This window comes from Pseudomonas fluorescens NCIMB 11764 (assembly GCF_000293885.2).
Lineage (GTDB): Bacteria > Pseudomonadota > Gammaproteobacteria > Pseudomonadales > Pseudomonadaceae > Aquipseudomonas > Aquipseudomonas fluorescens_B.
On sequence record NZ_CP010945.1, the window covers coordinates 149,129 to 171,832 of the forward strand.

The 22,704-nt window shown below is 59.9% G+C and carries 21 protein-coding genes and 1 pseudogene; 9 read left to right on the top strand and 13 right to left on the bottom strand.

All coding sequences use genetic code 11. The annotated features are described in order from the left end of the window. Positions 1 to 65 precede the first annotated feature (65 nt). Positions 66 to 635, bottom strand: coding sequence for a GNAT family N-acetyltransferase (locus B723_RS00720; RefSeq protein ID WP_017340909.1), 570 nt, complete (start codon positions 633 to 635; stop codon positions 66 to 68). A 91-nt stretch (positions 636 to 726) separates the two neighbouring features. On the opposite strand from B723_RS00720, the gene B723_RS00725 reads away from it, so the two are divergent. After that, on the top strand, positions 727 to 1,647 hold the full coding sequence (locus tag B723_RS00725; RefSeq protein WP_017340910.1) for a histone deacetylase family protein: 921 nt from the start codon (positions 727 to 729) through the stop codon (positions 1,645 to 1,647). A 220-nt stretch (positions 1,648 to 1,867) separates the two neighbouring features. Next, positions 1,868 to 3,109 (top strand): TIGR03862 family flavoprotein, encoded by a 1,242-nt coding sequence (locus tag B723_RS00730; RefSeq protein ID WP_017340911.1) that lies wholly within the window; start codon positions 1,868 to 1,870, stop codon positions 3,107 to 3,109. Positions 3,110 to 3,231: 122 nt separating this feature from the next. Here B723_RS00730 and B723_RS00735 read toward each other — a convergent pair whose 3' ends face one another. After that, positions 3,232 to 4,566: a DEAD/DEAH box helicase gene (locus tag B723_RS00735; RefSeq protein WP_017340912.1), complete on the bottom strand. Its 1,335-nt coding sequence runs from the start codon at positions 4,564 to 4,566 to the stop codon at positions 3,232 to 3,234. A gap of 65 nt (positions 4,567 to 4,631) precedes the next feature. Continuing rightward, complete coding sequence (gene yedA / locus B723_RS00740; RefSeq protein ID WP_017340913.1) at positions 4,632 to 5,558, bottom strand: drug/metabolite exporter YedA; 927 nt, start codon at positions 5,556 to 5,558, stop codon at positions 4,632 to 4,634. A gap of 165 nt (positions 5,559 to 5,723) precedes the next feature. Between yedA and B723_RS00745 the strand changes: the two genes are divergently transcribed. Beyond that, positions 5,724 to 6,179 carry an Lrp/AsnC family transcriptional regulator gene (locus tag B723_RS00745; RefSeq protein ID WP_017340914.1) on the top strand — a complete coding sequence of 152 codons (456 nt, stop codon included), beginning with the start codon at positions 5,724 to 5,726 and terminating at the stop codon, positions 6,177 to 6,179. A gap of 149 nt (positions 6,180 to 6,328) precedes the next feature. Here the strand turns inward: B723_RS00745 and B723_RS00750 are convergent, their stop codons facing one another. From B723_RS00750 to B723_RS00765, 4 genes are all read right to left on the bottom strand, one after another. Beyond that, positions 6,329 to 6,844: a BRO-N domain-containing protein gene (locus B723_RS00750; protein ID WP_017340915.1), complete on the bottom strand. Its 516-nt coding sequence runs from the start codon at positions 6,842 to 6,844 to the stop codon at positions 6,329 to 6,331. Positions 6,845 to 7,313: 469 nt separating this feature from the next. Beyond that, positions 7,314 to 7,925, bottom strand: coding sequence for a 3'-5' exonuclease (locus B723_RS00755; protein WP_017340916.1), 612 nt, complete (start codon positions 7,923 to 7,925; stop codon positions 7,314 to 7,316). Positions 7,926 to 7,947: 22 nt separating this feature from the next. Next, positions 7,948 to 8,427, bottom strand: a complete 480-nt coding sequence (locus tag B723_RS00760; RefSeq protein ID WP_017340917.1) for an NYN domain-containing protein — start codon at positions 8,425 to 8,427, stop codon at positions 7,948 to 7,950. Between the two features lie 252 nt (positions 8,428 to 8,679). After that, the gene (locus B723_RS00765) at positions 8,680 to 9,426 is read right to left on the bottom strand and encodes a DUF2076 domain-containing protein (RefSeq protein WP_017340918.1); all 747 of its coding nucleotides are present in this window, start codon (positions 9,424 to 9,426) and stop codon (positions 8,680 to 8,682) included. Between the two features lie 178 nt (positions 9,427 to 9,604). Here B723_RS00765 and B723_RS00770 point away from each other — a divergent pair, with 178 nt between their 5' ends. Both B723_RS00770 and B723_RS00775 read left to right on the top strand, forming a co-directional pair. Continuing rightward, a complete protein-coding gene (locus B723_RS00770) occupies positions 9,605 to 10,279 on the top strand; it encodes a YciC family protein (RefSeq protein WP_031319133.1) in 675 nt (224 codons plus the stop codon). 67 nt (positions 10,280 to 10,346) lie between these two features. Next, on the top strand, positions 10,347 to 11,426 hold the full coding sequence (locus B723_RS00775) for an endonuclease/exonuclease/phosphatase family protein (protein WP_017340920.1): 1,080 nt from the start codon (positions 10,347 to 10,349) through the stop codon (positions 11,424 to 11,426). Between the two features lie 40 nt (positions 11,427 to 11,466). Here B723_RS00775 and B723_RS00780 read toward each other — a convergent pair whose 3' ends face one another. From B723_RS00780 to B723_RS00800, 5 genes are all read right to left on the bottom strand, one after another. Then, positions 11,467 to 12,300, bottom strand: a complete 834-nt coding sequence (locus tag B723_RS00780) for an ABC transporter ATP-binding protein (RefSeq protein ID WP_017340921.1) — start codon at positions 12,298 to 12,300, stop codon at positions 11,467 to 11,469. Next, the gene (locus tag B723_RS00785; protein ID WP_008149230.1) at positions 12,288 to 13,091 is read right to left on the bottom strand and encodes an ABC transporter permease; all 804 of its coding nucleotides are present in this window, start codon (positions 13,089 to 13,091) and stop codon (positions 12,288 to 12,290) included. The genes B723_RS00780 and B723_RS00785 overlap by 13 nt, the downstream gene beginning before the upstream one ends. A 9-nt stretch (positions 13,092 to 13,100) precedes the next feature. Further along, positions 13,101 to 14,087: an ABC transporter substrate-binding protein gene (locus tag B723_RS00790; protein WP_017340922.1), complete on the bottom strand. Its 987-nt coding sequence runs from the start codon at positions 14,085 to 14,087 to the stop codon at positions 13,101 to 13,103. 400 nt (positions 14,088 to 14,487) lie between these two features. Then, positions 14,488 to 15,858: an aspartate aminotransferase family protein gene (locus tag B723_RS00795; protein WP_017340923.1), complete on the bottom strand. Its 1,371-nt coding sequence runs from the start codon at positions 15,856 to 15,858 to the stop codon at positions 14,488 to 14,490. A gap of 31 nt (positions 15,859 to 15,889) precedes the next feature. Further along, positions 15,890 to 17,383: an aldehyde dehydrogenase gene (locus tag B723_RS00800; protein WP_031319134.1), complete on the bottom strand. Its 1,494-nt coding sequence runs from the start codon at positions 17,381 to 17,383 to the stop codon at positions 15,890 to 15,892. 225 nt (positions 17,384 to 17,608) lie between these two features. Between B723_RS00800 and B723_RS00805 the strand changes: the two genes are divergently transcribed. Further along, positions 17,609 to 18,529, top strand: coding sequence for a LysR substrate-binding domain-containing protein (locus B723_RS00805; protein ID WP_031319135.1), 921 nt, complete (start codon positions 17,609 to 17,611; stop codon positions 18,527 to 18,529). A 172-nt stretch (positions 18,530 to 18,701) separates the two neighbouring features. Here the strand turns inward: B723_RS00805 and B723_RS34015 are convergent. Continuing rightward, positions 18,702 to 18,767: pseudogene (locus B723_RS34015) on the bottom strand (hypothetical protein); the annotation flags it as partial. A 361-nt stretch (positions 18,768 to 19,128) separates the two neighbouring features. Between B723_RS34015 and pycTIR the strand changes: the two are divergent. The 3 genes from pycTIR (at position 19,129) to B723_RS34020 (ending at position 22,450) form a co-directional block, all read left to right on the top strand. Then, positions 19,129 to 20,055 carry a Pycsar phage resistance system effector protein PycTIR gene (gene pycTIR, locus B723_RS00810; RefSeq protein WP_010562503.1) on the top strand — a complete coding sequence of 309 codons (927 nt, stop codon included), beginning with the start codon at positions 19,129 to 19,131 and terminating at the stop codon, positions 20,053 to 20,055. A gap of 80 nt (positions 20,056 to 20,135) precedes the next feature. Continuing rightward, positions 20,136 to 21,680 (top strand): Pycsar phage resistance system uridylate cyclase PycC, encoded by a 1,545-nt coding sequence (gene pycC / locus B723_RS00815; RefSeq protein ID WP_003127475.1) that lies wholly within the window; start codon positions 20,136 to 20,138, stop codon positions 21,678 to 21,680. Next, positions 21,677 to 22,450 carry an E2 domain-associated cysteine-rich protein gene (locus B723_RS34020; RefSeq protein ID WP_073624886.1) on the top strand — a complete coding sequence of 258 codons (774 nt, stop codon included), beginning with the start codon at positions 21,677 to 21,679 and terminating at the stop codon, positions 22,448 to 22,450. Before pycC ends, B723_RS34020 begins: the two co-directional genes overlap by 4 nt. Positions 22,451 to 22,704: the final 254 nt, after the last annotated feature.

A 22,704-nucleotide genomic window follows, 5' to 3' on the forward strand; every position in this document is an offset into this window, starting at 1 on the left:
TGCGGCGGTCGATTCAGGTTCAGGCCAGGGCCATCATTGTGGCCATTGTAAACGTCCGGGCCGGCTTATCCATGCAAGGTTTGCAGCCATTGTTCACGGGTGATGCGGTACAGCACATGGTGACGCAGGGGATGATCGGCCGCGAGCTTGGGGTGTTCGAAGTCATCGGCTGAATCATGCTGCATACCGATCGCCTGCATGACTTTCTGCGAAGGCAGATTGGCTTCACTGGTAAAGGACACCACTTCTTTCAGCGCCAGCCGGTCAAACCCGCACCGCAGAGCGGTCCATGCGGCTTCACTGGCATAGCCAAGACCCCAATGCTCGCGAGCCAGACGCCAACCGATTTCGATGGCCGGCGTAAACGGCGCGTCGAAACCGACCACACCCAAGCCGGTAAAACCGATGAACGCGCCGGTGTCCTTGCGCTCCAGAGCCCACAGGCCGAAACCATGCTCGGCAAAATGCCCGCGAACGCGTCCGATCAACGAAGCACTGTCCAGCCGACTCAGGGGCGCCGGAAAATAGCGCATCACTTGTGGATCGGCGCACATCGCCGCAAACGCCGGCAAATCTTCATCACGCCACTGCCGCAACAGCAGTCGCGCGCTCTCGAGTTCCAGTATCGGCTCCATCGTTTTTACTCCCCCCTTTCCATGCCGCAAGTCTACATCGCTGGTAGGATCGTTCACTCATTCCTACCGCCGTACTTGATAAAAGCCCGCCATGCCGCTGCCGCTGATCTACCACGAAGACTACAGCCCCGAATTCCCGGCGGATCACCGCTTCCCGATGGACAAGTTTCGCCTGTTGCGCGATCACCTGGTGGACAGCGGGCTGACCCGGGACGCCGACCTGCTGCGCCCGCAACTCTGCCCGCCGGAGATTCTCGCCCTCGCCCATGACGCTGCTTATATCGAACGTTACATGAGCGGCGAGTTGTCCCGCGAAGACCAGCGGCGCCTCGGCCTGCCGTGGAGCGAAGCACTGGCCCGGCGCACGGTGCGCGCGGTCGGCGGCTCGTTGCTGGCGGCGGAACAGGCGCTGGAACATGGATTGGCCTGTCACCTCGCTGGCGGCACGCATCATGCGCATTACGACTACCCGGCGGGATTCTGCATCTTCAATGACCTGGCGGTGATCAGCCGTTACCTGCTGGAAAGCGGTCGTGTGAATAGAGTGCTGATCTTCGATTGCGACGTGCATCAGGGCGACGGGACTGCACGGATCCTGCACAACACCCCGGAAGCGGTAACTGTTTCCCTGCACTGCGAGAAGAACTTTCCTGCACGCAAGGCCGAAAGTGACTGGGACATCCGGTTGCCCAAAGGCATGGGCGATGCCGACTACCTGAAGGTGGTGGACGACGCGCTGAATTACTTGCTGCCGCTCTACCAACCGGACCTGGTGTTGTACGACGCCGGGGTGGATGTGCATAAGGACGACGCGCTCGGTTATCTGAAGCTGACAGACGAAGGCGTGGCGGCTCGGGATGAAAGCGTCATGCGCCATTGCCTGGGGCGGGATATTCCTGTGGTCGGGGTCATTGGCGGCGGTTACAGCAAGGACCGCAAGGCGTTAGCACGTCGGCATGGCATCCTGCATCACAGCGCGCAACGGGTGTGGACGTCATCAGGTTGTCATTGAGGTATGAGTCTTTACCCACAATGCCTGTGGAACTGCCTGTGGATAACCTGAGTGAAAGGGCCTGCAGGCCCTGCCGGGTATAGGCTTCAGAGCGGTGGTTGTTTTTTGACCAGCCATTGAAAACGCCACCAATCCCTGTGGGAGCGGGCGAGCCCGCTCCCACAGTTATGGTGTACTGCTAGAATGCGCGGCTATTCCGTCAAACCGCAGCGCACTCCCCATGACCCAATCTTCCGCCGCCCTCCCCCCTCACGTCGCCATCATCGGCGGTGGCCCCGCCGGCCTGATGGCCGCCGAAGTGTTGAGCCGGGCCGGAATCAAGGTCGACCTGTACGACGGCATGCCGTCGGTGGGCAGGAAGTTTCTCCTGGCGGGGGTCGGCGGCATGAACATCACCCATTCCGAAGCCTACCCGGCCTTTCTCTCACGCTACGCCGAACGCGCACCGCAGATTGCACCGCTGCTGCGTGCCTTTGGTGCCGAGGCGCTGTGCCAGTGGATTCATGACCTGGGCATCGAAACCTTCGTCGGCAGCTCTGGCCGGGTGTTTCCGACCGACATGAAAGCCGCGCCGCTGTTGCGCGCCTGGCTCAAACGGTTGCGGGATGCCGGCGTAGTTATCCACACCCGCCACCGTTGGCTGGGCTGGGATGACAACGGTGGATTGCGTGTCGAAAGTCCCGACGGCGAAAAAACCATTCGACCCGACGCGACCCTGCTGGCCCTCGGCGGCGGCAGCTGGTCGCGTCTCGGTTCGGACGGCGCGTGGATGTTGCCCCTGGAGCAGCGCGGTGTAGGACTTATGCCGCTGCAGCCAAGTAATTGCGGCTTCGAGGTTCAGGCCTGGAGCGAATTGATGGTCAGCAAATTCGCTGGTGCGCCGCTGAAAAACATCGCCATCGGGCTCAACGACGATGTTCCGCGGCTCGGGGAATGTGTGATTACGGCCACCGGGATTGAAGGCAGCCTGATCTACGCCCTGTCAGCGACGATCCGCGAAGCCATCAATCAACACGGCTCGGCGACCATTCACCTCGACCTGTTGCCGGGCAGACCTGTGGATAAAGTTCAGGCGGCGCTGAGCAAACCGCGCGGTTCACGTTCCATGTCCAAGCATCTGCACAGCCAGCTCGGGATTGATGGTGTGAAAGCGGCGTTGCTGCGCGAACTGACGCCGGCAGAATGCTTCGCCGATCCGGCATCACTGGCTAAAGCGATCAAGGCGTTGCCACTGACGCTGGTAAAAACCCGCCCACTGGACGAAGCCATCAGCAGCGCCGGTGGCGTGATGTTCGAGTCGATGGATGAACGTTTGATGCTCAAGCAACTGCCTGGCGTGTTTTGCGCGGGGGAAATGCTGGATTGGGAAGCGCCGACGGGGGGCTATTTGCTGACCGCGTGTTTCGCCAGTGGGCGAGCGGCCGGGTTGGGGATGGTGGAGTGGCTCAGGCGCAAGGATTGAGACCGAGGCGCGCCCATCGCGAGCAAGCCCGCTCCCACACTGGATCTTTTGTGAACACATAATTTGTGAACACCAGAGATCCAGTGTGGGAGCGAAGGCGGCCTAGCAGACGCCGCAGCGAATCAAGGCTTACGCTTACGCGGCCCAGTATTAAACACGGGCACTTTTCGCACAGGCTTGATCGAAGGCTCCGGCGCCGAAGCATCCCCGCTCTCGACCCATTTGCCCAAATTGCGTTTACCGCCACTGGACGTCTTTGGCTTCTTCGGCTTTTTCGGCTTCTTCACCACCTGACCGCTGGCATCGGTATCCGGCACGCGGTGCTCAGGTTCGAAGTCATGTTCCACCTGACGAGGCAACGTCTGACGCGTCAACGTCTCGATGGCCGACAGCAGATTCACTTCATCGGCACACACCAGCGAAATAGCCTGCCCGGTGGCGCCCGCACGGCCGGTACGACCGATGCGGTGGATGTAGTCCTCTGCCACGATCGGCAGGTCGAAATTGACCACCAACGGCAGGTCTTCGATATCCAGACCACGGGCCGCGACGTCAGTGGCGACCAGAATCTGCACTTCACTGGCCTTGAATCGGTCCAGCGCACGCTGGCGAGTCGCCTGCGGTTTGTCGCCATGGATGCCGTCGGCGTTGATGCCCAGGCCCTGGAGTTTTTCCACCAACGCGTCCACGCCATTGCGAGTCTTGGCGAACACCAGCACCTGCTTCCACTTGCCCTTGCGCAGCAAGTGGATGAACAGTTCCGGCTTGCGCTTCTTGTCCACCGTCACCACCCACTGTTTCACAGTGTTGGCCGCCACGTTGCGCGGGCTGACTTCGATGCTCAGCGGATCGTTGAGCATTTGCCCGGCCAGCAGGCGAATCGCATCGGAGAAGGTCGCGGAGAACAGCAGCGTCTGACGTTTCTTCGGCAGCACCCGGTAAATGTTCCCCAGCTCCTCGGAAAAGCCCAGGTCGAGCATACGATCCGCTTCGTCCAGCACCAGGGTTTGCAGCTGGTTGAACTTCAGCGCGTTCTGGCGGAACAGGTCGAGCAAACGGCCCGGCGTCGCCACCAACAGGTCGACGCCTTTGCGCAGCTTCATCATTTGCGGGTTGATGCTGACGCCGCCGTACACCGCGTAAGTGCTCAGCGGCAGGTTCTCGGCGTACTGACGCACGGCCTCGTGAACCTGCTCGGCCAATTCGCGGGTTGGCACCAAAATCAGGGCGCGCACCGAGTTGGCAGTGACTTTCGGCCCTTCCATGGCCAGCAATTGCAGGAGCGGCACAGCGAAACCGGCGGTCTTGCCAGTGCCGGTCTGGGCGGCGGCCATCAGGTCGCGACCGGCCAGCACCGCCGGAATGGCTTGCGCCTGAACCGGCGTCGGGGTCTGGTAGCCGAGCGTCTCGAGAGAGCGCAGCAAGGGTTCGATCAGGCCAAGGGTGGCGAAAGTCATGGGATTACCGTAGGAGAATTCAGCGCGGTTGTGCGAAACAAGTGTGCAATGGCGCGCAGTTTACCCTAATTCACGCTCGATTCTGTCTGCACCACGGCAGCCGGTCGTTGCGGCGCCCGGCGCCACTGCGGCAAACCGATCAACACCACGGCACTGATGATCACCAGCATGGCCAACGCTTCTTCGATACCGATGGTTTCGCCGACAAACACGATCCCCAGCAACACCGCCACCGCCGGGTTGACGTAGGCGTAACTGGTAGCCGCCGCCGGACGCACGTTTTTCAACAGGTACATGTAAGCGTTGAAGGCGATGATCGAACCGAAGAAGGTCAGATAGGCCAGCGCCGCCCACCCTTCGATCGGCGGCATGGCCTCCAGATGCTCACCGCTCAAGGCACTACCAATCAACAACGCCACGCCCCCCACCAGCATTTCCACGGCACTGGCCATCGCGCCCTGGGGCAGCGGCAAGTGTTTGCTCCACACCGAACCAAACGCCCAGGAAGCTGCCGCGAAGATCAGCAACAGGGCACCCAGCGGGCTCGATTGCAGGTTGGAACCGAGGTTGAGCATGGCGATGCCGATCAGCCCGAGCACAATCCCGGCCCATTCGAGACGGGTATTACGCGCGCCCCAGAAATAGCCGCAGAGCAAGGTAAACAACGGCACCGTCGCCACCGCCAGCGCGGCGACACCGGACGCGACGCCCATGTGCTCCGCCACACTGACCCCGCCGTTACCGCACGCCAACAGCAAAATCCCGATGATCCCCGCCGCTTTCCACTGCGCCCAGGTCGGGGCCGGCGCCCCGCGCCAGCGCAGGAACGCGTACATCAAGGTCCCCGCGATGACAAAGCGAATACCGGCGAGCAGCAAGGGCGGCCAATACTCCACGCCGATACGGATCACCAGGTAAGTCGAGCCCCAAATCACGTACAACGCGAAAAAGGCAGCGATCAACGGCAAGGGAAAACGGCGCAGGCCAGGCATGGGGGCAGCTCGCAGGCAAGGACAAATGAACAGCTATTCTAGAAAGGCCAACCGCATAAAATAAGTTACAAAACCTGTTTATAGCGCCGGTACACTTTTCAAATCACGGAGATCAGCGCTATAAACCGTGCTTTCGAAAGTCAGTCATTTTTCAGGAATCCGACCATGGACAAATACGACCGCATGCTCCTCAGCGCCCTGCTGGAAAACGGTCGCGCGTCCTACGCCGACCTCGCGCGCAAGGTCAACCTGTCCGCCCCGGCCGTGGCCGAGCGCGTGGCCAAACTTGAAGCCAGCGGGGTGATTACCGGTTATCAGGCGAAAGTCGACATGGCCAAGCTTGGGCTACCGATCCAGTGCGTCATCGAACTGCGCCTGAACCAGCACGGCAACCAGAAGGCCTATGACGACCTGATCAAAATCCCGCAACTGACCGAATGCCACCGGGTGACGGGGGATCCGTGCGTGATCATGCAAGCGGCGGTGGGCTCGATGCCGGAGCTGGAGGAGTTGATCAACCGGATTGCCAAATTCGGGTTCAGCAAGACGTCGATCGTGTTGTCGAGTGCGATAGAGAAGCGGGTGCCGTTGGGGCAGCTGGAAGGGAATGGAAAAGTTTGATCGAACGCGGCCCCTGTGGGAGCGAGCCTGCTCGCGATAGCGATTTACCATTCAATATTGATGTCGACTGATACGCCGCCTTCGCGAGCAGGCTCCCACAGGTACGATGCCATCCTGTAGGACCGAGGCTTGCCCGCGAAAGCGATATATCAGACGCCGCTGTAACTGGCAGACAACAACCCCGGCATATCACGCAGGCGAACCCAAGGTTCTTTGCGCCAATGCAGCAGCCGCAGCGTTCCGCCGGCCCATTCCATCGCTCGCATATGCGGCGCTTGCGTCGAAACGGGCCCCGCCTCCTCCCGCAACATCGGCACCACATGGTGGGTCAGCCAACGCCGCAAATGGCGGTTTTCCGGGCAGTAGTGATAGACCAGCATCGCGTATACGCCTGACTCACTGAGCATCAGGGTTTCTTGCGCTTCATCGCTGCCGGACAGATGCATCATCCGCCGCTGATCAGCATCGAGCTTGAGCGCATGTCTGCCGTTGATATCCACACCCATTAACCGGCCGATATCGCGGGCGCAGAACCAGGGTTCTGCGTGCAGTAAAAGTGCGCGTAGCTGAATGTGATGACGGATGAAGGTTTTGGGGATGAAGTGCACCTCGTGCGCGACGGGTTGCGCAGAGTCTTCGGGGGGATTGGGGGTAACTTTGATCATGGCGAATAATCCATCGAAAAGTTGGAGATGCCAGCATCACTTGCAGGTGATGGGTGGCAGCTGTGTACGAGTCTGCAAGACCGAGTCGATAGACAACCCCGGCAGACCCGAAGGTCACCCCGTACACAGCCACCATAAATCGATGGGCGCCAAGTAAAGCGACGCGATTATAGGTACGACTGTAGTTATCTATCAAACCTCGACGAGCTTGCAGGCCCGGTCGCTGAATTGTCAGCGACATCCCAGAGGTTATCGACGCCGCAGAAGGGGGGCAAGACAGACAATCCTTAAGTTTCGGTAGGATCAATCGTCGAGTTTCAGGCGTGTTTAAACACAAGGTTTGAAATTGAACACCGCCCCTGTGGGAGCGAGCCTGCTCGCGATGGCGGTTTATCTTCAACAGTGATGTCGACTGACACTCCGCCATCGCGAGCAGGCTCGCTCCCACAGGGGATTTGCGGTGTTTCAGTCAGAACCCGCGATGGCGCTTGAGATGCTCATTGATCTTCGCCGCCGGCACTTTCTGCAAGCTGACCAGCAGATCATGGGACAACTCGCGCAACCCATGCTTCTGCCGCAGTTCCTGCGCGAGGTGCGCCGTCAGGTTGGCGGCCATCTCGGCGTCAGCCATGGCCCGGTGAGCCTTGCCAGTGTTGGGCAGGCTGGCGAAGGTGGTGAGCGTCCCGAGCTTGTGATTCGGTGCGGCGGGCATCAGGCGGCGGGCGAGTAACAGCGAGCAGGCGAAGTTCTGCAACCGCGTGCGTTTGATCCGCCCCAGTTCAAAGTCCCAGAACTTCTGGTCGAATGCCGCGTTGTGAGCCAGCAAGGGTGTGATACCGACAAACTCGTTGACCTCGTTCATCACCTGCTCGGCCGATGGCGCCGTGCGCAACATGGCGTTGCTGATGCCGGTCAGTTGTTCGATGAAGGCCGGGACGCGCACGCCGGCGTTCATCAGGCTCTGGTAACGCTCGACGATGCGCCCCTGTTCAAGGATCACCACGGCGATTTCCGTGGCCCGGCAGCTGCTGCTCGGGGAGATCCCGGTGGTTTCAAAGTCGATGACTGCTATGCGTTCCAAACCTGTTTCAACTCCGTAAAAATCAATTCTTGAGCAGCAAGGCGCCTTCGATCGGCACGTAGCGGCTGGCGGCGCGGATCAGCGAGTTGGCCGTCAGGCCTGGCACGCCGTAGGCCACGGCTTGCACGCCGTGCTTGGCGATGATGCGCTCCAGCAGCATGTCGAAATCACCGTCGCCAGAAGCCAGCACCACTTCGTCGACGTGGTCGGCGGCGTCCATGATGTCGAGGGTGATGCCCACGTCCCAGTCGCCCTTGGCCGAGCCGTCGCTGCGCTGGATGTAGGGTTTGAGCTTCACGGTGAAACCGAGGTTGCGCAGGATCTGCTGGAACTGCTGTTGTTTGCTGTCGCCACGGTCGATCGCGTAGGCGTAGGCCTCGACGATCTGGCCCTGTTTGCTGATATCAGCCCACAACGCGGCGTAGTTGAAGTGGCAACCATAGGCCTGACGCACGGTGTAATAGAGGTTTTGAACATCGGCGAACACTGCAATTTTTTTCACCGGTTTTCCTCAAGGCTGGATCAGGCACCGAGCCCGAAAGGTGCCCAGTATGCCAGCCTCGAGGATTGTTCCGCGAATAATCGACCCGAAGCATCTTGGATGCCTCGGACGAATGGCAACCTGTGGCGAGGGGATTTATCCCCGCTGGGCTGCGAAGCAGCCCCCTGCGTCCGTTCACATAAATGGAGAGGGTCGAATACACGACTGCTGCGCAGCCGAACGGGGATAAATCCCCTCGCCACAGAAAATCAATCAGACGAAGGAGTCGTCGTCGCCGCCGAAGAACGATGAGCTGTCATCGCTGTAATCGGCGTCGGCGTAACCGCCCTGATCAGCGGAGTTGTCAGCCACACGCTGATCGTCGCCCCAACCGTTGCCGCCGCTTTGATCGTTGACCTGAGCCGGCTCTTCCTTGATCACTTCAACCACTTCCGGCTGCTGGTTGTGGTGGAACAGGCTGCTGATGCCCTGTGCCAGCATCACGCCACCCGCCACACCGGCGGCGGTTTTCAGCGCGCCACCGAGGAAACCGCCACCGACAGGCTGCTGTTGCGGCGCGTAGTTTTGCTGCGGTGGCGGCGCACCGAAGTTCTGCTGTGGCGGCGGCGAGTTGAACGACTGCCGCCCCGGCTCACGCCAGCCACCATTGGAGGGCGGAGCACTTTGGGCCGGCGCTTCACGGGAACTGCCGCCGAAAATGCTCGACAGGAAGCCACCGCCGCTCGGCGCCGGAGCCGCCGCCTGCGCCTTGGCCGATTGCAGCTCGGCCTGCAATTGCTGGACTTGCTGAGCCAGTTGCTTGTTCTGCGCGTCGAGGCTCTTGACCGCTGCCTCCTGCACCAGAATGGCCTGGGTCATGAAGTAGCCCGCCGCGGGTTGGCGAGTCAGGTGTTCCTTGATCCGCGCCTCGGCCTGGGCGTCGCGCGGGGCTGAATCCGTTTCGGCCTGTTGCAGCCGGGAAAACAGTCCATCGATCAGGGTTTGTTCTTCGCTGTTCATGGCGACCTCGTAGATTGCCGGGGAAATCGTTGACCTTCTCCAGGGAGGATACGGCGCTCGACCTTAATGGAGGCTGAAACAAGTTGTTTCAATGACCTTTACCGAACGTTTACGTTTGCGCCCCGAAGCGCTGCATCGGTTAAAGTGGGCCACTGCTTTCAACCTGCGATACCGACTGATGAATCCGTTCGATGTACTGCGTGACTCTTTGTATTTCTTCAAACGCAATCTGGGCCAGATCGTGCGGCTGTGCCTGCCGCTGGTGATCGTCGAAGCGCTGCTTCAGCAAGTGGTGGATCACTCGACCGAGCCGGACAGTTTTCCCGGCATCAGTGTGATTGTCGGTTTGCTGGTCTATCCGCTGTACACCGCCGCGCTGATCCTGTTTCTCGATGCGCGCAGCCGTGGCGAATCGCCGCGCAACCGTGACCTGCTGTCGAGGTCCGCGTACCTGTGGCCGCGCTTCGCCCTGCTCACTGCGCTCAATACCTTGCTGATCCTGATCGGCCTGTCGTTGTATTTCCTGCCGGGTATCTGGCTGATGGTGACCCTCGCGTTCGGCGAGTACCTGCTGGTGCTGCGCGGCCTGGCGCCACTGGCCGCGATGAAGGAAAGCCTGCGCCTGACCCGCGGCCATTTCCTGCGCATCCTGGTGTGCATTTTGTGTGTGATGGGGCCGTTGTGGTTGCTCAAGGGCTTGACCCTGGAGGTTTACCCGGAGCCGCAGAACCCGGTGATTTCCTTGCTGATCGACAGCGCTCACAGCTTTTTGCAGTTGTTCACCAGCGTGGTGTTGTTCCGTTTGTTCATGCTGATCAGCGACGTTCCCGAGAAAATCGACCGGCCGCTCTAAGCGTGGGCTTCGGCCCCGCTCTCGGTTATGCTCGGGGCCATCTTTTGTAACGCTAATAAGCCGAGCCATGACCCGTCTACTGCGCTACACCCTGCTGGGCCTGGTGATTGCAATCGGCCTGATTGCCCTGCTGATCTACAACCTGACCTGGCGCCCCGAAGCCAAGGAAGTTTTGCCCGTCGGCTGTAATGCTCAAGCACCGACACTGGTGCCCGGCCAGGCGTTGAAAGTGATGACCTGGAACGTTCAGTACCTGGCGGGCAAGCGCTATGTGTTCTGGAATGACCTGGCCGCCGGCAGCGATGAAAAACCGACGCCTGCAGACATGGCCTTCAGCCTCGATGAAGTGGCGCGGGTCATTCGCGACGAACAACCGGACATCGTGTTATTGCAAGAACTCGATGACGGCGCCAAGGCCAGCGATTACCAGAACCAGTTCAAACTGCTCCAGGAACGCCTCGCAGACCTCTATCCATGTAGCACTCATGCCTTCGACTGGAAAGCCGACTTCGTGCCGCAACCGCACATCTTCGGCAGTGTCGGTCGACAACTGGCAACCCTCAGCCGCTACCAGATCGATCACGCCGAACGCCTGCAATTGCCGGTCGCGCCGGCCAACCTTATCAGCCGCCAGTTCCAACCGAAAAATGCGTTGCTGGTCACTTACCTGCCCTTGAGTGACGGCGCTCAGATAGCGGTGCTCAACACCCATCTGGACCGCGCGACCCAACCTGATGAAACGCTACAGACCCAGGTGACGGCGGTGGCCAAAGTCCTCGACAAGTACGAAAGCCGTGGCACGGCATGGCTGATCGGTGGCGACTTCAACCTGTTGCCGCTGGGCCAATATCGACGCCTGACCTCCGAACAACGCGCGCCCTACTCCGCTGACAGCGCGTTGCATGTGTTGTGGGACAAGTACCCGATGATTCCGACCAACAATGAAGCGAGCGGCATCGATCGGGCGCGCTGGCTGACGCATTACCCGAATGATCCGGGGCTGAACGGCCCGGACCGGACCGTCGATTACCTGTTTTACAGCCCGCGGATCAAGCGCGTCGAGGCGACGGTGCGGCAGGACGATACCTTGCGGATCTCCGATCATTTGCCGGTGATTGCGCGGTTCCTCCTGCCTGCGGCGCCCTAATTTCGGGCTGAATGCAAAACCTGTGGGAGCGGCGGTGAACTCAATGTTCCTCCAGCTCGTCATGCAGCAACCCGAAAATATTGCGCTTCATCTCGATAAACGAGCGCTCCATGACCATGTCCAGGGTCCGTGGGCGTTCGATCGGCACGTCCAGAATCTGCTTGATCCGCCCGGGCCTGGCGCCCATCACATAGACCCGATCCCCCAACAAAATCGCCTCGTCGATATCGTGGGTCACGAACAGCACGGTCTTCTTGCTATTACCCCAGACCCGCAACAGCAGCTGCTGCATTTGCAGGCGCGTCTGGCTGTCGAGGGCGCCGAAGGGTTCGTCCATCAACAGGATCTGCGGATCGTTGGCCAGCGCCCGGGCGATCGCCACGCGCTGCATCATGCCGCCGGACAACTGCTTGGCGTAGTTGTCGGCGAACCCGGCGAGGCCGACTTCATTGACGTAGTAATCGACGATTTCCTTACGCTGGGCCGCTGCCATGCCGCGACGCTTGAGCCCGAACTCGACGTTCTGGCGCACGGTCAGCCACGGGAACAGCGTGTAGCTCTGGAACACCATGCCGCGATCCGCGCCGGGGCCCTGCACTTGCTGGCCGCCGACGTAGATCTCGCCTTCCGTGGGCTCGTTCAGGCCGGCAGTGAGGTACAGCAAACTCGACTTGCCGCAACCCGACGGCCCCACCAGCACCGCGAATTGCTGATCCGGGACTTCGAATGAAACCTGATCCAGCGCGGTGAACATTCCGCCATCGGGCTTCTGGTAACGCAGGCTGACCTTGTCCACTTGAAGGCGTGGCGCGGCGTGCGCCGGGGCAGCCATCGGAGTGACGAAACGCGGGTTGACGGCGGTTACTGAGCCCATGCGGCAATCCTCAGACGAAGGAAACGGAACAGTTGATCGGTGACCAGGCCCAACAGGCCGATGATCGCGATGGCGAGGAAAATCACATCCACCTGAAAGCCACGCATGGCCTTGAGGCTCAAGTAACCCAGGCCACTGGAAGCGGCGACCAGCTCGGCGACCACCAGGTAAGTCCAGGCCCAGCCCATGGTCACGCGCAAGGTGTCGAGCACACCCGGCAACGAGGCCGGCGCGATCACATGCAACACGGCATCGCGACGGTTTGAACCCAAGGTGTAAGACGCGTTGATCAGGTCTTTGGAGATGCCTTTGGATACGTCCGCGATCATTACCAATTGCTGGAAAAACACGCCGAAGATGATCACCGAGACACGCTGCTCCAGACCGATGCCTATCCACAGAATGAACAGCGGCACGAACGAGGTCACCGGCAGGTAGCGGATGAAATTCACCATCGGCTCAAGGAACGCCTGAACGATGCGAAAGCTGCCCATCAGCAACCCCAGCGGCACCGCCACCAGCGACGACACAATGAAGCCGACCATCACCACTTCAAGACTGGCCCACACATGCAGGCCAAGCGTGCCGTCGCGGCTCAGGCGCACAGCGGCTTCGACCACCGCGCCCGGTGTCGGCAGGAACATGCCCGGCACCACGCCGCCGTAAGACAAACCGGCCCACAGGCCAACCAACAACACCCAGGCCAGACCGCTCGCGCTCCAGATCACCGACACCGGCAGGCCGGTCTTGGGCGTGATGCAGCGGCTCAGCCATGAATTGCGCTTGAACATGCGAACCTCCTACAGCGGGGTGACGAAGCGGTTGTCGATCAGGTCGTCATTGCTGACGTTGTAGGGTTTGCCCTGCAATTCACTGGCGGTTTCATTGGCCAGTTTGATCAGCGGTTCGCTGTCGCCCGGCTTGCCCGGCGAGCCCAGGAGTTTTTCGCTCATGGCCTGATCGTAGAAGCGTACGCCTTGCGCGGCAGCTTCCAGTTCCTTCGGATCGGCGAGGTAACCACCGACGCCCTTGGCCATGATTTTGTAGGCTTCCTTCGGATGATCCTTGGTGTACTGCACCGCTTTGTACAGACCGGCGACCAAGGCCTTGACGTCTTCCGGCTGTTTCTCGATAACGGTGCAGTTGAGCGCAACCACATCGACGATCACCCCCGGCGTGCTGCTGCTGTCGATCAGCACCTTGCCCTGTTGCTTGCTGCGCACCATCGACAGGTGCGGTTCCCAGGTCACGGCGGCCGGCACGCGACCGGCGATGAACGCGGTGGCGGCGTCGTCGGCCGTCATGTTCTGCACGGTGATGTCGCTCATGCTCATGCCGTGTTTTTTCAGCAAGTACGACAGCCAGAATTGCGAGGTGGAACCTTCGTTGACCGCCACGGCCTTGCCTTTCAGCTCCTGCAGACTCTTGACGTCCTTGCCCACCAGAACACCGTCGCCACCATGGCTGTCATCCAGTGCAGCTACAGCCTTGAAGCAGAATTGCGGGCGGTACTTGAGCACCTCATCGATGGTCGACGCCGAGCCGGACAATTCACCCGACGCTTGCGCGGCCATGTACATCGAGGCTTCTTCGACGACGGGCAATTCAACGGTCAGACCGTTTTCCTTGAAGTAGCCCAGGTCCTGGGCGAGGTAGAGCGTGCCGTAACCGACCCACGTGGTGTGGCCGATGGAGAGGGTGCCGGCCTGGACGCTGGTAGCGACCGTCGCGGCAATGGCGGTGATCGCAAATGGATGAGCAACGCGGGTAAGCAAGGACTTGATCATGGAGCACTCCCAAAGCTGTTGATTTAGTTTTGTCATGGGCAGTACGGCCAGCGGCGTTTGGAGAAGAGCTGCCACGGGTGGTCTCTGATGGACTTTTTTGTGGGCAGCGTTCGGCTGTCTGGCGAGGTCGATGTTGGCGCAAGGCCGGGAGAAGGAAAATCAGGAAATATGTCGTTGGGAGTGATGAAAAAACTGGGTAGTGCGCACTGAAAACGAGCGCTGTTTGCGGGGGTGCACGGGACGGGTGCAAAAGCTTAGAGATAGGTTGCGGGAGAGAAAGCTATCGCGAGCAGGCTCGCCCCCACAGGGGTTCCATGTCGTCCTCTCTACCGAGGTTGACACAGTCCCAATGTGGGAGCGAGCCTGCTCGCGATAAGGTCCGAAGGACCTTCCTGCGATATCAGAGCCGGCCGTATTCCTGAGCCGTACGATCAACCGCTTTCAGGGTTTTGCCAACCAGTTCATCAACCTCTTCACGACTGGCAATCAACGCCGGCGCCATGATCATCCGCCCCAGCGTCGAACGAATGATCACCCCTTCTTCAAAGCCAATCGTGCGGCAGCGCCAGGCAATGTCGTTCTCGTTGGCAAAGCGCTTGCGACTGGTTTTATCTTCAGCCAACTGCAACGCCGCCACCATGCCGACGCCCTGAATATCGCCCACCAACGGGTGATTGCCGAACACCTCGCGCAAGCACTGTTGCAGGTACGGCCCGATGTCATTTTTGACCCGCGTCACCACGCCCTCATCACGCAACGCCTTGAGGTTGGCGATGGCCACCGCTGCCGCCACCGGGTGCCCCGAATAGGTCAGGCCGTGGGCAAATACCCCGCCCTGCTCTACCAATACCTGCGCCATTTTCTTCGACAGAATCAGCCCGCCCATGGGGATGTAGCCGGAGGTCAGGCCCTTGGCGATCGACAGCGTGTCCGGCTCGAAACCGAAGTGCTCGTGGGCGAACCATTCGCCGGTGCGACCGAAGCCACCGATCACTTCGTCGGCGCACAACAGCACGTCGTACTTGCGGCAGATCCGCTGAATTTCCGGCCAGTAACTGTCTGGCGGGAAGATCATCCCGCCTGCGCCCTGGAACGGTTCGGCGATGAAACCGGCGACCTTGTCGGCGCCGAGTTCGAGAATCTTCGCTTCCAGTTGCTGCGCCGCCCGCAGGCCAAATTCAGCCGGGGTCAGGTTGCCTTCGTGGGCGAAGAAATACGGCTCGTCGATGTGCTCGATGTCCGGCAGCATGCCGCCCATTTCGTGCATGAACTTCATGCCACCGAGTGCCGTCGCCGCCAGCGTCGAACCGTGGTAACCGTTCCAGCGCCCGATCATGACTTTCTTCTCGGGCTTGCCGAGGATCGTCCAGTAACGCCGCACGGTGCGGATCAGCACCTCGTTGGCTTCGGAGCCGGAGTTGGTGTAGATCGCGTGGCTGTAGTGCCCCGGCAACAAACTGAACAACAGCTCCGACAGTTCGATCACTTGCGGGTGGGTGGTGTGGAAAAACATGTTGTAGTACGGCAGCTGTTCAAGCTGTCGGGTCGCCGCAGCCGCCAGGTCCTTGCGCCCGTAACCGAGGTTGGTGCACCACAGCCCGGACATGCCGTCGAGGTAACGCCGACCATCGTTGTCCCACAGGTGCAGGCGCTCGCCACGGACCATCACCCGCGGTCCTTCGTCGTTGAGCGCTTTCTGGTCGACGAATGCGTGAATGTGGTGCGCAGCGTCGGCGGCCTGGTAGTCGCGGGTTTCACGTGGTGTGGTCATCGCCAGTTCTCCGTTTTGTTGTGAGCGGCTGTTATGAGCGCAGCTGAAACCAGGTGGTCTTCAACTGGGTGTATTTGTCGAATGAGTGCAGCGACAGGTCGCGACCGAAGCCGGACTGCTTGCCGCCACCGAACGGCACGGTCACGTCGAGCGCATCGACGCTGTTCACCGACACCGTGCCCGCGCGCAATTGACGCGCCACGCGGTGGGCGCGATTGAGGTCGTCGGTCCACAGCGACGCGGCCAGTCCGTAGACGCTGTCGTTGGCCAGTTGCAAGGCGTGTGCCTCGTCGTCGAAGGCGGTGACCGCCAGCACCGGGCCGAACACTTCGTCGCGAAACAGCGGCATGTCCGGGCTCACGCCGGTAAAAATCGTCGGTTGAATGAAGTTGTCGGAACCGTTGAAAATCGACTGCCGACCGCCACACACCTTGGTCGCGCCCAGGCGTTCGGCCTGCTCGATGAACTTCATGATGCGCGCGGTCTGACGGCTGTCGACAATCGCCCCGGCGCTGCTCGACGGGTCCAGCGGATCGCCCGGCAACCAGCGTTCGGCCTGCGCCTTGAGACGCTCGACGAACTCGTCATGAATCGAACGCTGCACCAGCAACCGCGAGTTGGCCGAACACACTTCGCCCTGATTGAAGAAGATGCCGAACGCGGCTTTTTCGGCCGCCAGATCCAGGTCCTGACAATCGGCGAATACCAGGTTGGCGCTCTTGCCACCACACTCCAGCCACACCTGTTTCAGGTTCGATTGCGCGGAATACTGCATGAAATATTTGCCGACTTCGGTGGAGCCGGTGAACACCAGACAATCAACGTCCGGGTGTAAACCGAGGGCTTTGCCGGTTTGTTCGCCGATGCCAGGCAGCACGTTCAACACGCCCGCCGGTAGCCCGGCTTCCAGCGCCAGCTGAGCCAGACGCAGGGCGGAAAACGGCGATTGCTCGGCGGGCTTGAGGATCACCGAATTGCCTGCCGCCAGCGCTGGCGCGAGTTTCCACGCGGCCATGTCCAGCGGGAAGTTCCACGGCACCACAGCGGCGACCACGCCCAGTGCTTCGCGGGTGATGGTTGCCAACACGTTTGGTGCACTCGGGGCGATCTGGCCGTAGAGCTTATCGAGGCTTTCGGCGTACCAGCGAAACACTCCGGCGGCGCCCGGCACGTCGATGTTGTAGGCGTCCATCACCGGTTTGCCCATGTTCAGCGAATCGAGCAGCGCCAGTTCTTCGCGGTGGGTCATGATCAGATCGGCCAGACGCAGCAGCACGTGTTTGCGCTCTGCCGGCGAACGCGCCGACCAGGTGCCGGCCTCGAACACCTGCCGCGCATTTCTGACCGCGACGTCGACGTCTTCAGCGCCGCACGCGGTCACGCTGGCCAGACGCTGGCCGGTGGCTGGATTGATCGCGGCGAAGGTCTGGCCCGACTGCGCCGAGCGGGGTTGACCATCGATCAGGGCCTGGTCGGGAAACGTCAGCGCAGCGGCTTTGTTTTGCCAGTAGGTAAGCTCGAACACGTTCAGATGCTCCAAGGGCTTTTCTTGTGTCTGGATGGTGGCCCAGGCCCGTGTCGAGGAAAAATAGTAAAAATGTCTTCGCAGACCATGAAAAAACTGGGCAGCCCATCTCCACGGTTGCGCGGTATGTGGTTATTGTTCAGGCACAACAACACCGTCGTCAGAACGGACGCAGTCGGCGCAAAAATTGCCTGGATGTCGAGTCCATCCACCCCGAGGTTTGCCGTGGCTGCCTACAACCTGCGTCAATTGAAGTACTTCATCACCACCGTCGAATGCGGCAGCGTCGCCGAGGCGTCGCGCAAGCTGTACATCGCTCAGCCAGCGATCTCCACGGCGATCAAAGGCCTGGAAGACAGCTTCGGCGTGCAACTGCTGATCCGTCACCATGCGCAAGGCGTGTCCCTGACCCCCAGCGGTGCACGCTTCTACCGCAAGGCCCAGGAACTGTTGCGCATGGCCAAGGAGTTCGAACAGAACGCCCTGGCCGACAACGACGTGGTGGCCGGGCAAATCGACATTGGCTGCTTCGAAACCGTCGCGCCGCTGTACCTGCCGCAATTGATTGCCGGGTTCTCGGCGCTGTATCCGGGGGTGAAAATCCGCATCCGCGACGGCGAGCAGCAAGAGCTGGTGCAAGGGCTGACGTCGGGCACCTTCGACCTGGCGATCCTCTATGAACACGACCTCGACGCCACCATCGAAACCGAACCGCTGATGCCGGCGCAGCGGCCTTATGCACTGCTGCCGGCAGATCACCGCTTCGCCCAGCTCAAACAGGTTTCGCTGCGCGACCTGTGCCTGGAGCCGATGATTCTGCTGGACGTGCAACCGAGCCGGACCTACTTCGTCAGCCTGTTCGAAGAGCTTGGCCTTACGCCAAACATTGCCTTCAGCTCACCGTCGATCGAGATGGTCCGGGGCATGGTCGGGCAAGGGTTCGGCTTCTCGATCCTGGTCACCCGCCCGCATTCGGAATGCACCTACGACGGGCAGAAAGTGGTGTGCGTAGACATCGTCGAAGACGTCACCGGCTCGGGGCTGGTGGCGGCGTGGCTGAAGCGCGGGCAACTGACCAAACCGGCGCAGTTGTTCGCGGATTACTGCCGGGAACAATTGACGGCGAAGGCTGCGACAAGAACCTGAGTCAGATGACCTCGCCGTGGCGAGGGCGCTTGCTCCAGTTCGACTGCGCAGCAGGCGTAAAACCATTGCAGTCTGATAAACCGTTATGGGGCCGCTACGCGACCCGACGGGAGCAAGCTCCCTCGCCACAAGCAAGCTCCCTCGCCACAGGCCTTGTGTTCAGTTTCAGGGATTATTTGCGCGGTTTGATCCGCGCGGTCGCTTCGGCCACCAGCGGATCATCCGGCCAGTAATGCTTCGTATCAAATTACGTTCCTTCGATTGACACCGCCAAATCGCCCGTAATCCCTACCTATGATGCTATTTCGGCGACTCCCCATTGACCGTCAAACTCACCCCCATTGATTGACAAAAACTGACGCCAATCAAGAGAAGGTTTGACAGGTGTACCAGAGCACGTCAGGTCTTACAGCACAAAATGTTTGACACTGAACATTCGGCCCACTACTCCCGAATGCAATCAAACAGAGTTTGAACCTGCGTCCCTGAGCGCCCGCCATGCCCAGATCTTTTCTTCAGCGCCCCTTGAAAGGGTGACGCACGTCCCCATTTCTCTGTGAACGCCCCCGCAACCTCTTCGCAAGGGAATGCTCACCATCATGACTACTGGGAAGTTGATCGATCGCTTTGAAGGGCCGTCAGGCCGCGCCGTTCTTGAGGAAGTACTGCTTGAGCAGAAGCTGGTACTCGGAAATCAAGACCTAGCACGCCGCCTCGCAGAGGTAGGAACGCTGGAGGAGATCGCTAAGGATGCTGTGCTCATTACCGAGGACGCGGAGGACTCCGAGGTTTATTTCATCATCACAGGGCATTTCCAGGTGAAGGTCCATGATCGTGAAGTCGCAACACGAGGGGGCGGCGATCACGTCGGAGAAATGGCTGCTCTGGTCCCAACAGCGAAGCGCTCTGCTACTGTACTGGCCACCGAGCCCTCGATTGTCTTGAAGGTCAGCGCGGCAGACTTCAAGTCCATTGCGGACGCGTATCCCTCGGTTTGGCGACAGGTCACTCGGCAACTGGTCGATCGACTACACCAGCGAAACGACATGGTGCTTCCTGCCCATCAGTCATCCCACGTATTCATCATTTGCTCGGTCGAGGCACTCCCTATTGCCCGGGCAATCGAGAATAACCTTGAGCACGACAAGTTCTTCGTAAAGACCTGGACACAAGGCGTTTTCCGCGCATCGCAGTACGCCCTTGAAAGCCTCGAAGAGCAACTGGACGAGTGCGATTTTGCCATCGCAATCGCACAGCCGGACGACTCCGTCACAATGCGCGAGGAAACCAAGAATACGCCGCGCGACAACGTCATTTTCGAGCTTGGCCTGTTCGTAGGACGACTTGGCAGGGCACGAACCTTCCTTCTTGAGCCTAGGGGTGACGAGGTACATCTGCCGTCAGATCTGAAAGGGCTGACAACCATCGGATATCGCCTAACGAAAAGTGAAGACCAGCTGCCCTCCAGCCTATCTCCAGCCTGCAATCAGCTACGCACCATTTTCAACAAGCTAGGACCGAAGTAACGGATATCTGTCAACAAGCAAATTTGGCATGCGCTTGCCTACCGCATTGCAGCGCGCCCAATCACCCGAAGGAGTGATCGATGAGCAAGAGCTGGAACCATGATCGCGCTGCAAAACACATAGACCAGAAGATCGCTGATGTTGAGGAAATCACCATCAAGGATTACGTGCGCGACATGTCGTTGGAATCGATTCCTACCAGTACCGCGTACCGCGTGGATGGGGTCCACATGTATGCGGACATCATGAATCTCGAGGACATGCTGAACATCACTGCAGTCGAGGGCACAGAGTGTCACAAGCGCACGCTGCGCTTTCTTGACCAGCACTACCGGGCAGTCAAGCGAATTCTCAACAAGGTTGATGCGCGCCGCGTCGACTTCCACAGTCAGCGGCTGCACTCCCTTTTCACTAAGCCGTACAACACTGAGTCCGGCGCTGAGACCAAGCGTGTTCAACGCGCCGTTGCGACTGCGCAATTGATCATTGACGTGCTTGCAGAGACGGGCGACGACGATGAGCAAATCCCAGCAGCCAAGGTTCGAATTGGCATCGATACCGGCCTAGCTCTTGCTGTAAACAATGGCCGCAGCGGGTACCGCGAACCCTTGTTCCTGGGCGATCCAGCGAACCATGCCGCGAAACTGGCCAGTAATAACAAGGCCAGGGGTATCTATCTGACCAACAATGCTCGTAAGGCCATCGGCCTTGCGGAAAGCGATGAGCCGGAAAAATCTGCCCTAACCGCGATAGAGATCAAGGCATGTCAGGATGCGGCCAAGCTGGATGTCACGTCCGACGAGATCGTCGAGGAGTGGCGTGAGGATCTGAAAAAGAACCCCATTGGCGGTTACCAGTTTTCCCGCCAAACCCCACCCCTGCGTGATATGGACATTTACTCGCTGACTCCGGCCAACTCGAAGCGACAGGAGATGGTGAGCCTCTACGCCGATATTGATGGCTTCACAGCCTACGTGGCCGATCACATCAACGAGAAGACCGACGATGTCGTGCGGACTTTGCATGTCATCCGCTCCGAGCTGGAGCGGGTCGTGACTTCCGACTTCGAAGGGCGCCGGGTGCGCTTCATCGGAGACTGCGTGCAAGCCCTATCCTGTGACGGCACCGCGCATACTACTGACGAAGAGAAGTCAGTATCCGAGGCCACACGGCTAGCAGGTGCACTGCGCAGCAGCTTCAATCTCGCAATTGAGCGGCTGAACGCCGAAGGTATTGAAACCGGCGACCTCGGCCTCGCGATTGGCTTCGATCTGGGCCCAATAGCCGTCACGCGCCTGGGCGCCAAGGGTAATAGAGTTAGGTGCGCTATCGGGCGTAGCGTGATCGAGTCTGAGAAACGCCAATGCGCGTGTTCGGGGGTGGAAACCGCGATCGGGCAAGTAGCTTACGACGCAGCATCGAAAGCTGTGCAGAACCTGTTTGGGAAGAGTCGTAAGACATCACACCTGGACTACAACGAAGCTACCGAAGCCCTGGCAGATGATGGGGACGCATCTGCGAAGCAAGCTCGCTCGGAAGCCTATGCGGGTTCCGCCGCCATCATTCGCGCAGATGAGCGTCAGGTGCAGCCCCACTCCCGCCAGAAAGTAGACGGCAGCCGTTGAGCACAGCGCTCGACCTGATTGCACAGGTCGCCCCAGATTTCGGGGGTACCTGTGTAACATCCGTTCCGCAGACAGCAACGCTTGATCTTCCGATTCGGCTGGTGGACGGGAGAACGCTCCCCTACAAGCTGCATTTACGCCAAGACGGTGAATGGATAGAAGCACGCGAAAGCACACCACATCACTTGCCAGGCTTTTGCCCGGAACGGCACATCAATTATGATGGTACGTTCTGTCTGTTTTACGCGGGCGCCAATCCGCTTCCTGTCTCAGACGAGCCGTCCGCTCGTGCCTGGCTTGAGACAATCTACAAATACCTAAAGCTTCAAGAGCGCGCTCGCACTCTGCGCAGATGGCCGAATGGTTCCGCGTGGGCACACGGCGACGCAGCTCGACATCAACTGCGAGCGCAGAAGGCTGCGAGCGCAATCAGTGGCAAAATCGCTAACGATCTTGCGGTAAATCAGCTAGGGCTCAAGCGCAGAAAGTCCAAAGAGCGACCTATCTTGGATGTGATCTCCGGAACAGTGCCTTTGTTTAGCGTGTGGGAAAAGTCCCGGCGGGTAATCAACCAAAAAAGGCGCTGCTTCTGCGGCCTGTATGGACGCCGCCGTCCTAAACGAATTCGACGCTGCCATGACCATGCAAAGCAGGCTACCGAACTGGCTTTCGCATTGCGGGACTGGGAAGAGGCTGAGCGGCAATATTGGGACTCCATGCACGGCAAGCCTTGCTGTGGTTCCTGCGATAGCTGCCCACTCAGCCCATAAGTCCCGGTGTAATTCGGGCTGGTCCCCAGGCGAGTCGGCATCTGGACTAGCAGCCCGCCGCTCATACCGGGGACGTTTCGTCTGATCAGGCAACTGGCAGGAGCAACAACAGGATCTTAACCCTGAGCAGTCGAAGGCCATGATGACCGGCCGGTACCCCGTTTTTAGTACTTGGCAGAAGTAACGGCCAGGCCACGGGGGCCTACCTCAAGATGCTCCTAAAAGAGAAAATAAATTAATGTACGCCAGGGCTT

Coding starts and splice junctions, on each gene's coding strand:
- B723_RS00785 (WP_008149230.1), bottom strand. CDS start 13,091: ATGTTCAAGCGCAATTCATGGCTGAGCCGCTGCATCACGCCCAAGACC.
- B723_RS00795 (WP_017340923.1), bottom strand. CDS start 15,858: ATGACCACACCACGTGAAACCCGCGACTACCAGGCCGCCGACGCTGCG.
- yedA (WP_017340913.1), bottom strand. CDS start 5,558: ATGCCTGGCCTGCGCCGTTTTCCCTTGCCGTTGATCGCTGCCTTTTTC.
- pycTIR (WP_010562503.1), top strand. CDS start 19,129: ATGACTACTGGGAAGTTGATCGATCGCTTTGAAGGGCCGTCAGGCCGC.
- B723_RS00780 (WP_017340921.1), bottom strand. CDS start 12,300: ATGGGCTCAGTAACCGCCGTCAACCCGCGTTTCGTCACTCCGATGGCT.
- B723_RS00765 (WP_017340918.1), bottom strand. CDS start 9,426: ATGAACAGCGAAGAACAAACCCTGATCGATGGACTGTTTTCCCGGCTG.
- B723_RS00735 (WP_017340912.1), bottom strand. CDS start 4,566: ATGACTTTCGCCACCCTTGGCCTGATCGAACCCTTGCTGCGCTCTCTC.
- B723_RS00725 (WP_017340910.1), top strand. CDS start 727: ATGCCGCTGCCGCTGATCTACCACGAAGACTACAGCCCCGAATTCCCG.
- B723_RS00750 (WP_017340915.1), bottom strand. CDS start 6,844: ATGATCAAAGTTACCCCCAATCCCCCCGAAGACTCTGCGCAACCCGTC.
- B723_RS00790 (WP_017340922.1), bottom strand. CDS start 14,087: ATGATCAAGTCCTTGCTTACCCGCGTTGCTCATCCATTTGCGATCACC.
- B723_RS00770 (WP_031319133.1), top strand. CDS start 9,605: ATGAATCCGTTCGATGTACTGCGTGACTCTTTGTATTTCTTCAAACGC.
- B723_RS00730 (WP_017340911.1), top strand. CDS start 1,868: ATGACCCAATCTTCCGCCGCCCTCCCCCCTCACGTCGCCATCATCGGC.
- pycC (WP_003127475.1), top strand. CDS start 20,136: ATGAGCAAGAGCTGGAACCATGATCGCGCTGCAAAACACATAGACCAG.
- B723_RS00720 (WP_017340909.1), bottom strand. CDS start 635: ATGGAGCCGATACTGGAACTCGAGAGCGCGCGACTGCTGTTGCGGCAG.
- B723_RS00745 (WP_017340914.1), top strand. CDS start 5,724: ATGGACAAATACGACCGCATGCTCCTCAGCGCCCTGCTGGAAAACGGT.
- B723_RS00775 (WP_017340920.1), top strand. CDS start 10,347: ATGACCCGTCTACTGCGCTACACCCTGCTGGGCCTGGTGATTGCAATC.